Raw genomic sequence first — 12,279 nt, 5'->3', positions numbered from 1 at the left:
CTCTGAATATGTAACCTTAAAATTACTTATATTTTATGCCTTTTAAATTGCTGTTAATTAAATAATTGATAAATGTATTTATTTTCTTGCTTAAAATTTCAGTTTGATTTTTTAGTTTGATAAATTGTTCTTCAGAAATGAATCCTCTATCCAAAATTCGATACAATTGCGACCTTGTCTCTCCACAAGAAGCCTTCGCTATTGATAAAAATTGTATAAATTCCTTATTCCCGTTACGTTCAAAGCCTTCTGCGATATTATCCATTATTGAGCCAGATGCACCATCAATTTGATTACTTAAACGAAAATTGCTTTTAAGTGCTGAATTTTCGATGATTTGATAAATATCATTGCTAAGTATTCTTGCCAATTGCCAAATTTCTAAGTCTTCAAATCTTTTTATCGTAGCCATATTGTGTTTTTAGGATTGAATGTGTAAAGTTTCCGACAAAACCTTGAACATTAAACTTTGAACCCTGAAATATTTACAACGAAAAACTCTCTCCGCAGCCGCAAGTTCTGTTAGCGTTGGGATTGTTGAATACAAAGCCTTTTCCGTTAAGTCCGCCTGAATATTCAAGGATTGTACCTACCAAATAGAGAAAACTTTTTTTGTTTACAGCAATGCGTATTCCGTTGTTTTCGAATATTTTATCGTCGGCGTCAGTAGTTTTGTCGAATTTGAGTTCGTAGGAAAGTCCGCTACAACCACCGCTTTTTACGCCCACACGTACAAAATCGGTTGTAGGGTCGAAATTATCATCTTCCATTAAGGAAATTAGTTTCTTTTTTGCTTGTTCAGATACTTGAATCATTGTGTTTTATGTTTTGATTACTTTCTAAAAAAAGCTAAATATATGATATATATCAGGTTTTGTCGGCAAAAATAGCATATATAATTCAAATACCAACATATATACAATTAAATTATACGTATGTTGGTATAAGATTTTCTTATTATTAATCCGTAAGTGGTTGAAAAATAGTTAGAATTTCTTTGAAAGTTACTTTGAAATGGTATCTAACAAACTGCGAACTTTATCACTATTCCAATTTGCAATTCGTTCGCTTTTTGCTCGGACAACTCCGTGTTTGTCAACGATATATCCCGAAGGTATTTTTTCTGCATCAAAAGGCATTTTCTCACCTATGATTAAATAAGTCACTTTAAAGTTATAGCCTCTCTTGGACATTAATTCTTCTACCGGAGAAGGCAATTCATTAGTAATTATATAGAAATCAACTTTCTCTTTGTAGTCATTGTAGAGCTTTTGTATGCCAGATAAGTCGGCAACACTGGTAACTCTCCACGATGACCAGAAATAAACAAAGGAAGGTTTCTTTCCTTCTGACTGAGAAAAGTTGAACTCTTTATTATCTCGGTCTTTTAATTTCCAATCAAAGTCAATTTTATATTGTTCATTGGTAGGAAGAACTTCAACCGAGCTGGAAAATATCCGTTGTAAGATTATCTTACTTTCATATCCCAAAGGAGTTACGAAAAAAGCGAGAACTAATAAAATCAGTCCGAGGTTCAAAACAGTTCTTAGTTTCATTTATATACAAAATTTATGTGGACAAAGATATGAAATATGTAACTATTTATGCAATCTACCTACTGAAAGTTTTCATAGAATGATTTTTATATTATCTGAGTACAATGCAGAAACGACAATCCCTTATAGTTTATATAGGGAATTGTCGTTTCTTTTTATGTTTATTTAGTGAGATTACTCGTAAATTGCTTGAATTCCTGGAAGTACTAACCCTTCAAGACTTTCTAACATGGCACCTCCACCTGTAGAAACATAGCTTACTTTGTTCTCAAAACCAAATTGTTTCACAGCTGCTACTGAATCTCCACCTCCCACAAGTGAGAAAGCTCCTTTTTTGGTAGCCTCATCAATGAAATTACCTATTTCGATAGTTCCTTTAGCAAATGTAGGCATTTCGAAAACTCCCACTGGCCCATTCCAAAGGATTGTTTTTGACTTTAATATAACCTCTTTAAAATTCGCTAAACTTTTTGTACCTGCGTCTAATCCTTGCCATCCGTCAGGAATGTTGGTAATATCCACTTCTTGTGTTTTAGCATCATTGCTGAAATCATCGGCTGCAACCACGTCTACGGGTAGATGCACTTCAACTCCTTTGCTTTTCGCTTTTGCTAAAATATCTAATGCTAATTGCAATTTATCATCTTCGCATATAGAATTTCCTACTTTACCTCCTTGTGCTTTAATGAATGTATATGCCATACCTCCACCGATAATCAAGTGGTTTACTTTATCCAAGATATTTTCGATGATGGTTATTTTTGAAGACACTTTCGAACCTCCTAAAATAGCAGTTACAGGTTTTTCTCCTGATTTCATCACTTTATCAATACTTTCGATTTCTTTAGCTAATAAATATCCGAAGCATTTGTTATTCGGAAAGAATTTTGCAACGATTGTGGTCGATGCATGAGCTCGGTGTGCTGTTCCAAAAGCGTCGTTTACGTAGATATCTCCCAATTTTGCCAATTTGCTAGAAAACTCTTCGTTTCCTTTTTCTTCTTCAGCATAGAAACGTAGGTTTTCAAGCAAAAGAATACTTCCAGCAGGAAGACTTGCGACCACTTTTTCTACTTTTTCACCTACACAGTCGTCAACAAATTGAACAGATTTTCCTAATACTTTAGAAACTTCATCCACAATATGTCTGAGTGAGTATTTGTCATTTCTTTCTCCTTTTGGACGACCTAAGTGGCTCATTAAAACTACACTACCTCCATCTTTCAATATTTTTTCGATGGTTGGTTTTGCTGCCTCGATACGCGTTGTATCAGTTACTTTAAAATTCTCGTCTAAAGGCACGTTGAAATCCACACGGATCAACGCTTTTTTGTCTTTGAAATTAAAATTGTCTATGGTTTTCATCGTATGTAATGAATTATAATTATATTTTTTAAAGCCTCAAAGTTACAAATTTCTAAAAAGAAAAACAACTTTATGGTTCTGAAAGTTTTAAGCTACATCTTTTTGGGAGGGTAAAATATTGTTCATCAATAACATATCTTTGTCAACATCTAACTTTACTATTAAGAAGTACTATAAATTTACATGTATGCGAAAAAACAAATAGAACCAGAAAAATTGTGATTTTTAGCAAAATAATGATTTGGACTGTAAACATATATGCTTTTTTTAATTATCTTTGTGCCTTAAGATTTTGAAATAAAAAATTCTTTTGATATTGTGAGTCTCCAAACTTTATTTGGCGATTACTTTATTTTATAGAAATTATACACAAAAAACTTGACATGAACATAACCGAAGAAAACAGAAAATGGTTGGATGATTTGCAGTTACCACATCCGTTGGTGATTGCTGGACCTTGTAGTGCTGAAACTGAAGAGCAAGTGCTAAGCATCGCTTGGGAATTGAAAAACACTAAAGTATCTTTCTTTAGAGCAGGTATTTGGAAACCTCGTACACGTCCTGGCATGTTTGAAGGAGTTGGGGCTTTAGGTTTGAAGTGGTTGCAAAGAGTAAAGCAAGAAACGGGTATGAAAGTAGCTACTGAAGTAGCCAACAAAGACCATGTAAAACTTGCCTTAGAGCATGATATTGATATGCTTTGGATAGGAGCTCGTTCTACCGTAAGTCCTTTTATTATTCAAGAAATTGCTGATGAGTTAAGGAATACGGATAAAATTATTTTAGTTAAGAATCCAGTGAATCCCGATTTACCATTATGGATTGGAGCTTTAGAGCGTTTGCAACGCGCAGGTGTTAAGAACTTAGGTGTTATCCATCGAGGGTTTTCTACGTACGAGAAAACAAAATACAGAAATATCCCAGAATGGCAAATAGCAATTGAATTGCAGAACAAATTTCCTGATCTTCCGTTACTTTGTGACCCTTCGCATATTACGGGGAATCGTGAGATGATTTTTGATGTATCGCAAACTGCTTTAGATCTCAACTTTGATGGGTTGATGATTGAAACACACATTTCTCCAGATCAAGCATGGAGTGATGCGGCTCAGCAAGTTACCCCAAAAAAACTAACGGAAATCATTAAGCAATTGCAGGTTCGCAAGAAAACAACCTCGGAAGAAGATTATCAAAACACCTTAACCGAATTACGATCAAACATTGATGTTATTGACGATCAACTGCTTGACCTTCTCAAGAAACGTATGACCTTTTCCGACAGTATTGGGAAGTTAAAACGTGAGAAAAACGTAGCGGTACTCCAAAACTCTCGTTGGTACACCATTTTAGGAAAGATGATTGTCGAAGGACAGCAACGAGGATTGAGTGAAGAATTTATCTCAAAAATATACAAAGCCATCCATCAAGAGTCAATCAATCGACAAGAGAAAATAGTTAATAGTTAGACAAATCAACTGTAGAGACGCAAAAGCTGTGTCTCTACAGGTCGAATTTCGCCTTTTTACTTCCTTCATACATCTTGTAATTGAGAAGTTTGCTTTCTAACTTCCCATTAAAAAGCTTTATTTTTCGGGATGGACGTAATCCTACGAATTTTAATGCTTCTAAATTTGAAGTGATGAACCAAGCGTCGGTGTTTGGATATTTGTTTTTAAGCGTGTTCCCAATCGATTCATAAAATTTTTGTACATCAATATGTAACCGTTCATTGTACGGAGGATTGAATGCTATAAATAAAGGTCTCTTTTTATCTTCTTTTTCAGTTTCAAAGAAATTTTTCTGACGAATTTCGATATAATCCGACAGATTCGCATTTTTTAGATTTTCCTTAGCTTTCGCCACTGCCGATGGAGCTTTGTCATAGCCAACTAATTGGTAATTGAACTCTCTCGTTTTTTTTAGGCTACTGTCGAAAATCTTTTCAAACAAATCAGCATCATAGTCGTTCCATTTCTCAAACGCGAATTCACGACGATGGATATTAGGAGGGATATTGCAGGCGATCATAGCTGCTTCAATTAAAAATGTACCACTGCCGCACATTGGATCCAGAAAATCAGATTGGCCTTGCCAACCACTCAACAATAAAATTCCAGCGGCAAGTACCTCGTTTATTGGGGCTATATTGGTCGCCGAGCGATAACCTCGATGGTGTAACGAAGCCCCTGAACTGTCCAATGAAACGGTAACTTCATTTTTTTGAATATGTATATGTAGTTGTAAATCAGGGTGTAATGTGTCTACATTTGGGCGTTTCCCTATTTTTTCACGAAATCTATCTACTATGGCATCTTTAGCTCGTAGACCAACATATTGAGAATGATTGAACATGTCGGTTTGTAAGGTAACAGAAATAGCAAACGTTTGATTAACAGAGAAATATCTGTCCCATTGAAAATCATACAGTTTCTGATAGTAGTCTTTGTCTGTTCGGATAAAAAATTTAGTAATTGGCTTCAAGACTTTTAAGGCAGTTCTCAAACACAAATTAGCTTTGTACATAAATCCTTTATCTCCTTCAAAAGATACTACACGAACTCCTTTTTCAACGTTTGTAGCTCCTAAATTCCGAAGCTCATCAGCTAAAATATCTTCAAAACCAAAAAAAGTTTTGGCTAACATTCTATAATTTTTTTCCATAGTAACAAAAAACAGATGGCAAATATAGGAATAATATGCCTAATTATGAATTATAAATTATGGTTGTTCTATTAGTTTGGACAAAATGTCTAAAAAAGTAGCACGTGGAATTTCTTTAGCTCCCATTTTTTCCAAGTATTCACTGTGAATTTGACAATCGACTAATTCAATTTCGGGATGTTCTTGCAAGAAGACAATGAAGCCATACTGAGAAGCATTGTTTCGTTTGCTAAACATACTTTCTCCACAAAAAATCCCGTTCAATTTAATGCCATAAAGTCCCCCAACAAGTTCCTCATTTTCCCAAACTTCAACCGAATAGGCAAACCCTTGATGGTGGAGTTCGATGTAGGCTTCAATTATTTCAGGATGAATCCATGTGCTATCTTGACCTTTACGTGAAATACTGGCACATTGAGTGATGATTTCTTTAAAGTGTTGATTGTAAGTCACTTTGTAAGGTTTCTTTTTTAGTAACTTTCTCATGTTTTTAGAAACATGTAACTCTTTTGGGAAAAGTACGAATCGTGGATCGGGTGACCACCATAGAATGGGATCTTCGTCACTATACCAAGGGAAAATTCCTTTGCGATAGGCTTCGAGTAGTCGTTTACAGGTCAGATTTCCTCCAAAGGCTACTATGCCTTCTACCGCTTTTTCAACTGATGGGAAAGGGGTGTTTTCGTATAAAAAAGTGAGTTCCATTGATTAATTTCAAATTGGATAGAGAAATACAAAAAAGCAATATAACCAATTGATTATATTGCTTTTATATTTTACAACAGCATACGCTTTTTTTTCATTATACTTCCTCTTGATCTTTCAAATGTTGGATGTACTGAGCGCGTTGCAATTGACTTCTTCTTTTTACAGAAGGTTTTGTAAAATGTTGTCTTTCACGAAGTTGACGCACAACTCCTGTTCTGTCAAATTTTCTTTTATAGCGTTTTAAAGCTTTATCAATGCTTTCTCCGTCTTTAATTGGTATTATTAACATAGTCTATACACCTCCTCTCATTTAGGGTTGCAAATATGCAACTTATTTTCGAATCTCGCAAATTAAATGTATTTTTTTATTGTAAGAAAACATATAAAAGAATTAAAACGCTTCCTTCGATGAGAAAATTACATGATATGCACAATTTTATCCACCAAAACGTATGCCTAAGGATAATGGATATTCTTTCACTGGATTGTTTCGGAATAGTGGAACTAAATTATATTTGGCATAGAATACGGAAGATCTGTAACCGAAGTGAGCAGAAATTCCATATATCCAGTCATTTACATGGAAATTCCCTTTGTTTACATCACGAACTCCTCCATTTTCTTGGTAGCACAACACTTGTTTGGAATTTAAAAGTACACCTACGTATGCCCCTATTCCTGCACGAAAGTTCCTTTTATAGGGATAATACGTTTTCCCATTTTTCTCATAGCTTGGCGTTAAGTCAATTTCCAAATTTACAGGTAGAGTCAAATAAAAGTTTTTAAATTTTGATTTATTTAGTGAAGTTCGGAATGGTTCGATGGTGGTTGTACCATCACTATTGGCTACAAAGTAATCGTTGTTCTTCATTTTTAATTTGTTCATCACCCATGATACACCATAATTTAGATGAAGTAAATTACTGTTTTTAAACACCCTAACATTTCGAGAATAACCAATCTCAACCGATTTTGACCCCCATACTCTGAATTTATCCCCTCCAAAGTTTTCACTACCATTTAGCGTGTGGAATCCCAAAGCAAAGTTAAATCCTCCTTTGGACGTACGGTAACGGTTGTATATTCTTACAATTTGACTTTTCTCTACTCTTTCTCCAGAGGCTTTAATGTAGTAGATTTCATCGTTTATCACAATTTTTTCGTGAGTATCCTTTTTTTGGGTTTCTTCCACTGGTTTTTCTATCAATGAATCTAATTTAGCAAGGGCTTTCATATAGGCTTCACTGTTTACAATTGAATCCGTTGCGATGGTTTTAGATCTTAAAATAGTAATGAGTTTTTCCCTTTCTAAGGCTGTTTTAGTTTGTATGTTCCTACGGCTTTCTTCGGCGATTTGTCTTCGCAATCGTTCGCCTTCATCTTTGGACACTTCTTTCTTGTCCACCATATCATCAATCAAAACAAGTTTTTGTTTTAACAGTTTTTTCTCAGCCGTAATAACAGAGTCTATGGCTTGTTTTGCTTGTTCAATAGCTTGACTTTCTTTTTTTTGAGCTTTCAAACTCCCTAAACATAAAAGAGTAATTGTTACTAAAATTGTGTTTTTCATTGGTATATATTTTTTAGATTAATCATTAGAAAGTGCGTATTTCAATTTGTCATATTCGGTAGAAACTTTGTCGAAAAATTGTTTTATACGGTCTTTAAAAGTTTCTTTATCAGACTCTTGTAACATTGTGTCGACATTGATTTTTGATTCAACGTATTGGTCAATATTTATTTCTGTTGAGGCAATTAACAGCAATTCTTCGGCAGAAATATTTTGAAAGTTCATCGCCTGATAGATACTATCTACTTTACTCTCAAAGGATACATCTTGATTGAGCAGTGCGATCATCTTATCTGCTGACACATCACTCAACACCTCGTCTATATAAGCATCTAATTCCTTATCTCTTTGATTTTTAATAGAAGAATTAGTCTTTTTGGAGGAATTACTATCTTGAATAACAATAGCTTTTTGAGATATTACATCAAATGTTTCTTTCAGGTTTTCTGGCTGATTTTTTATCTCATTCTCTGACTTTACCCCTGATTTAACAATCTGATTTTCAATAATTTGATTTTCAGAAAATGGTTTCATAAACCATAATCCTACGGCAATTAGTATCGTTAAACAACCTGCGAGGGCATAGTATCTTGTTTTTCGCATAGTAGATGCCTGTTGTTGATCAAGCTGTTGTTCTAATTCACTCCACAGATCGCGTTTGGGAGTGATAGTTCGGTTCTTAAAAGTTTCTTTTATATTTTTTTTCAGATGATTTTCCATTGTGAATTGTTTTTTTGTTTAATTTTTCTTTCAATAACTTTTTAGCATATGCCAATTGCGATTTTGATGTTCCAACAGAAATGCCTAACTCGTTGGAAATATGTTTATGATCATAATCTTCAAATACATACAAGTTGAAAACAAGACGACATCCGACAGGCAATTCATCGATAAATGATTGAATATATTCCTCTTCAAATTGATGGTTGCTACTTAATTCATCTAAAGAATCTAAAGAATCATCCCATTCGGAATACGTTACTTTTTGAATTTTACTCCTTTGAAAATCAATACATTCATTTACAATAATTTTTCGCATCCATGCAAAAAAGTGTTGTTTTTCTTCGTAGGCATGTAAATGAGTAAGTATTTTAAAAAAGGCTTTTACTAAAATATCTTCAGCAAAATGTTCATCTTTGATGTATAGTCGGCAAATGCTCAATAAAGTAGGAGCATAAGCGTCATAGAGTTGTTTTTGAGCCAAACGGTCATTTTGCTTAGCACGTTCGATGACATGTCGCTGTTCGAATGCTATATTGATGGTTTTCGCCATAAGTTCATTTGCTTTTCTATCCATATAAACGAAATCTCCTTTCCAGAGGTTGGAAAGGAGTGTATTTTTTTAAAAAAAAATTCTGTTGTCAAAAGATGATGCCAAAGGTAATTTACGAAAATAAATTCCACGAAATTCCCAAACGTAAAATAACATCACGATAGGGTTGCTGTGGTGCTGAATAGTAATTATACTGTGGGTTTTTAAAAACTCTGTCCATCAAAAAGGGATTGAAATGTTCTATCATAAAGTATATCCGCATGGTTCGCACTTTTGCATTCAAAAAGAAATCGACCATTGGAAAACCTCCCGTTTTTTCAGTGGTTTGCACTTCAAATTCTGCTAAAAGAGGGTTGTAACGATTGGAATAATATTTCGTGAAGTAATTTAATCCCAAACCTGTTTCTAAGTACATCGCTTTATTAAATAAATCCGAAGCGTAGTAGAAGGCATTGCGTGTAACAAAGTTAGGAACGTTCAATACTAAGTCATTCTGAACTACATTCTGGTAAAGAACTGTATTGTCCAATCGGAATTTTCTAAAAGCGAATTCTTTTTCTAATTTGACTTTCAGATATTGTATATTCCCCGAATATTGTACAGGAACCGATTGCTCCCGTTCATCTCTCTGAGCAGGTTGGAGTTGAAAGAAAGTATAATTATTTATGTTTGAAATACTTACGGAAGCATTTCCCCATTGAGTTTTTAAATCTCCGTACAAACTTTGCCTATTTTCTTTGCCAAAAGAACCGTAATTATCCCAATTATAGTTCTTATAATCACTTTGGTACAATAAAAAATTGAAATTAGGCATTGTCGAATGGAGGCTTATTCCAGCTGTGATTCCATTTTTTTTATCAAAATTATAGGATAGTTTTCCGTGCAATTTGGTTCCCGTCATTTTACCCACAAATGTCTGTTCCCCTTCAGCATCAATTACAAATCCAGCTACTTTTTTATTCCATTGCATGGCTAAACTTAGATCAGTATCCTTAATTTGATAGCGTTGCAGTACTCCCGATTTGTAAAAAGCATTACGGAAAAAATAATTATAGAAATAAGCATTCCCGTACACGAATGTTTTTCCCAGATAAGGCAACTCAAGTTCAGCACCCACGGTGTTAATCATCTTTTGTAACTGCATTCGGTCGTTGATATTAGCAGACACATAAGATTCTCCAAAAAACTCACTTGCTGAGGCTTGGTTAAATTTGTAGTATTCGGTTTCGTACAAAAACCGATGACGCAAACGAATCTGCTTGTAGGAAGCTAACGAATCCCGATTGCGTAAAAAAGCGTAATCCTGTTGAAAAAAATAACGTTTACTTTCACGTAGATTGGTAGCTTCCGACAGATTCACATCCATTACAGCTCTATTCCTGAATTGCTTGTCGGCAGATTCGAACTGCTCCAAGGAAGTAATCCCTCCATTTTCTTGACTTTCAATATCATGTCCTGCATAATGGGCAAAGAGAGTATATTTCTTATTCGGAGATATGTAGGAACCTCCTATTCTGAGATTTCCATTGCTAACCAAAATCTGCTGATATTTTCCCAAAGAACGCAGTCCTCTGTATCCAATAAAAACATTAATATTTGGTTTTAAATTTACTGAAAATAAAGCGTTTGCCATCTGTCCTTGTTCCATTCCTGAACGGTAAGAAAGTTCGGTCAAAGGGGTGGGTAATAGATAATATTTTATATCTTCAGTAGTAAGATAAAGTTGTTTTTTAGCTTCAGCACCCATAGAAGCAAGATAGTCCTGCTGAATATGGTCGTAAACCATTGTATTATATGGTTGTGCCATATTTGAGAAAGGCATTTTTCCAAATATATCTTTCTGCCAAACATTACTTTTATAGTATTTCTTTATGGATAAAGTAGTATCGACGGCTATAGTATCACGCATATAGCTGATTATTTTATAGTCGTTTGCTGTGAAAGTAATACTGTCTTTCTTTTTGGTAGAACGCATTGATTTAAAGGTAATTCCTTCGTTTTTTGTTTTATCTTCCTGAGCCATAAGTTCAAAAGATAGCAAGAAAACCAAAAAGACATATACGTATGTTAGTTTCATATTTTTCTCATAATTTAAAATAATTTTCCTTGTACATTCGGATTTACCTTACCTAAATGTTTATATGCCAAATCGGTAACCTCTCTACCACGAGGTGTTCTCACGATGAATCCCTCTTGAATGAGGAATGGTTCATAAACCTCTTCGATAGTTTCAGGACTTTCCGAAACAGCTGTAGCTAAGGTAGTTATACCTACAGGCCCTCCTTTGAACTTATCTATTAGAGTAGCAAGTATTTTATTATCCATTTCGTCCAAACCATGAACATCAACATTAAGAGCTTTTAATCCAAAGCGGGTGATTTCCATATCAATTTTTCCGTTACCTTTGATTTGGGCAAAATCTCGGATTCGACGCAACAACGCATTGGCAATACGTGGAGTTCCTCTACTTCGACTTGCTAATTCAATAGCAGCTTCCGTTGAAATGGGCACTTTCAAAATCGAAGCACTTCGTTGGACGATGTCAGCAAGTAGTTCGGTAGTGTAGTACTGCAATCGGCTTTGAATACCAAAACGAGCTCGCATCGGAGCGGTAAGTAATCCCGAACGTGTGGTTGCTCCTACCAAAGTAAAAGGGTTCAAGTTAATTTGTACTGTTCGAGCATTAGGCCCTGATTCTATCATTATATCAATCTTGTAATCCTCCATAGCGGAATAGAGGTATTCCTCAACTATGGGACTCAATCGGTGAATTTCGTCAATGAACAACACATCACGTTCTTGTAAATTTGTTAGAAGTCCTGCCAAATCACCTGGTTTGTCGAGTACAGGCCCTGAAGTAATTTTGATGCCCACACCCAACTCATTAGCTAAAATATGAGCCAAAGTGGTTTTTCCCAAGCCAGGAGGACCGTGAAAAAGAGTATGATCAAGAGCCTCTCCTCGCATATTAGCTGCTTTTACAAATACAGTAAGGTTCTCCAAAATAGCTTCTTGTCCCGCAAAATCGTCAAACGACAACGGACGTAAAGCTCGTTCAATATCCAACTCTTGAGCCGAATAGTTTTCTTTATTTGGATTCAAATTTTTATTCATTTTTTGAACTATTGTGTTTTTGTAGCTAAACG

At 34.8% G+C, this 12,279-nt stretch carries 13 protein-coding genes; 1 reads left to right on the top strand and 12 read right to left on the bottom strand.

The genetic code is table 11. From position 1 onward, the window contains the following. Positions 1-22 precede the first annotated feature (22 nt). The 4 genes from ACF3OB_RS03240 to ACF3OB_RS03225 form a co-directional block, all read right to left on the bottom strand. The gene (locus tag ACF3OB_RS03240; protein WP_392448315.1) at positions 23-412 is read right to left on the bottom strand and encodes a four helix bundle protein; all 390 of its coding nucleotides are present in this window, start codon (positions 410-412) and stop codon (positions 23-25) included. Positions 413-485: 73 nt separating this feature from the next. Then, entirely contained in the window at positions 486-815 is a 330-nt protein-coding gene (locus ACF3OB_RS03235; RefSeq protein ID WP_041986634.1) for a HesB/IscA family protein, read from the bottom strand. 189 nt (positions 816-1,004) lie between these two features. After that, positions 1,005-1,556, bottom strand: coding sequence for a TlpA family protein disulfide reductase (locus tag ACF3OB_RS03230; RefSeq protein ID WP_392448311.1), 552 nt, complete (start codon positions 1,554-1,556; stop codon positions 1,005-1,007). 174 nt (positions 1,557-1,730) lie between these two features. Continuing rightward, positions 1,731-2,921: a phosphoglycerate kinase gene (locus tag ACF3OB_RS03225; RefSeq protein WP_042343907.1), complete on the bottom strand. Its 1,191-nt coding sequence runs from the start codon at positions 2,919-2,921 to the stop codon at positions 1,731-1,733. A gap of 383 nt (positions 2,922-3,304) precedes the next feature. Between ACF3OB_RS03225 and ACF3OB_RS03220 the strand changes: the two genes are divergently transcribed. Continuing rightward, positions 3,305-4,387, top strand: a complete 1,083-nt coding sequence (locus ACF3OB_RS03220) for a bifunctional 3-deoxy-7-phosphoheptulonate synthase/chorismate mutase type II (RefSeq protein ID WP_042007646.1) — start codon at positions 3,305-3,307, stop codon at positions 4,385-4,387. 34 nt (positions 4,388-4,421) lie between these two features. On the opposite strand, the gene ACF3OB_RS03215 is transcribed toward ACF3OB_RS03220, so the two are convergent. The 8 genes from ACF3OB_RS03215 to ruvB form a co-directional block, all read right to left on the bottom strand. Beyond that, positions 4,422-5,582 (bottom strand): class I SAM-dependent RNA methyltransferase, encoded by a 1,161-nt coding sequence (locus tag ACF3OB_RS03215; protein ID WP_392448309.1) that lies wholly within the window; start codon positions 5,580-5,582, stop codon positions 4,422-4,424. A gap of 57 nt (positions 5,583-5,639) precedes the next feature. Next, complete coding sequence (gene aat / locus ACF3OB_RS03210; protein ID WP_119651967.1) at positions 5,640-6,287, bottom strand: leucyl/phenylalanyl-tRNA--protein transferase; 648 nt, start codon at positions 6,285-6,287, stop codon at positions 5,640-5,642. Positions 6,288-6,384: 97 nt separating this feature from the next. Then, on the bottom strand, positions 6,385-6,579 hold the full coding sequence (rpsU, locus tag ACF3OB_RS03205; protein WP_042007653.1) for a 30S ribosomal protein S21: 195 nt from the start codon (positions 6,577-6,579) through the stop codon (positions 6,385-6,387). Positions 6,580-6,726: 147 nt separating this feature from the next. Next, entirely contained in the window at positions 6,727-7,860 is a 1,134-nt protein-coding gene (locus tag ACF3OB_RS03200) for a hypothetical protein (RefSeq protein ID WP_392448307.1), read from the bottom strand. A gap of 18 nt (positions 7,861-7,878) precedes the next feature. Beyond that, positions 7,879-8,580, bottom strand: a complete 702-nt coding sequence (locus ACF3OB_RS03195; protein WP_392448305.1) for a hypothetical protein — start codon at positions 8,578-8,580, stop codon at positions 7,879-7,881. Next, entirely contained in the window at positions 8,540-9,133 is a 594-nt protein-coding gene (locus ACF3OB_RS03190; RefSeq protein ID WP_042347423.1) for an RNA polymerase sigma factor, read from the bottom strand. Before ACF3OB_RS03190 ends, ACF3OB_RS03195 begins: the two co-directional genes overlap by 41 nt. Before the next feature lie 112 nt (positions 9,134-9,245). Then, entirely contained in the window at positions 9,246-11,210 is a 1,965-nt protein-coding gene (locus ACF3OB_RS03185; RefSeq protein ID WP_042343902.1) for a putative porin, read from the bottom strand. A gap of 14 nt (positions 11,211-11,224) precedes the next feature. Beyond that, positions 11,225-12,247, bottom strand: coding sequence for a Holliday junction branch migration DNA helicase RuvB (gene ruvB / locus ACF3OB_RS03180; protein ID WP_392448303.1), 1,023 nt, complete (start codon positions 12,245-12,247; stop codon positions 11,225-11,227). Positions 12,248-12,279 lie beyond the last annotated feature (32 nt).

The organism is Capnocytophaga canis (assembly GCF_043187445.1).
Taxonomy (GTDB): Bacteria; Bacteroidota; Bacteroidia; order Flavobacteriales; family Flavobacteriaceae; genus Capnocytophaga; species Capnocytophaga canis.
Note: the sequence above shows the minus strand (reverse complement) of the source record. Positions and strands in the feature narration are given on the sequence as shown.

Bases quoted from the DNA above. Each gene is read 5' to 3' on its own strand.
- aat (WP_119651967.1), bottom strand. From the start codon at position 6,287: ATGGAACTCACTTTTTTATACGAAAACACCCCTTTCCCATCAGTTGAA.
- ACF3OB_RS03190 (WP_042347423.1), bottom strand. From the start codon at position 9,133: ATGGCGAAAACCATCAATATAGCATTCGAACAGCGACATGTCATCGAA.
- ACF3OB_RS03235 (WP_041986634.1), bottom strand. From the start codon at position 815: ATGATTCAAGTATCTGAACAAGCAAAAAAGAAACTAATTTCCTTAATG.
- ruvB (WP_392448303.1), bottom strand. From the start codon at position 12,247: ATGAATAAAAATTTGAATCCAAATAAAGAAAACTATTCGGCTCAAGAG.
- ACF3OB_RS03185 (WP_042343902.1), bottom strand. From the start codon at position 11,210: ATGAAACTAACATACGTATATGTCTTTTTGGTTTTCTTGCTATCTTTT.
- ACF3OB_RS03200 (WP_392448307.1), bottom strand. From the start codon at position 7,860: ATGAAAAACACAATTTTAGTAACAATTACTCTTTTATGTTTAGGGAGT.
- ACF3OB_RS03220 (WP_042007646.1), top strand. From the start codon at position 3,305: ATGAACATAACCGAAGAAAACAGAAAATGGTTGGATGATTTGCAGTTA.
- ACF3OB_RS03225 (WP_042343907.1), bottom strand. From the start codon at position 2,921: ATGAAAACCATAGACAATTTTAATTTCAAAGACAAAAAAGCGTTGATC.
- ACF3OB_RS03215 (WP_392448309.1), bottom strand. From the start codon at position 5,582: ATGGAAAAAAATTATAGAATGTTAGCCAAAACTTTTTTTGGTTTTGAA.
- ACF3OB_RS03195 (WP_392448305.1), bottom strand. From the start codon at position 8,580: ATGGAAAATCATCTGAAAAAAAATATAAAAGAAACTTTTAAGAACCGA.
- ACF3OB_RS03240 (WP_392448315.1), bottom strand. From the start codon at position 412: ATGGCTACGATAAAAAGATTTGAAGACTTAGAAATTTGGCAATTGGCA.
- ACF3OB_RS03230 (WP_392448311.1), bottom strand. From the start codon at position 1,556: ATGAAACTAAGAACTGTTTTGAACCTCGGACTGATTTTATTAGTTCTC.
- rpsU (WP_042007653.1), bottom strand. From the start codon at position 6,579: ATGTTAATAATACCAATTAAAGACGGAGAAAGCATTGATAAAGCTTTA.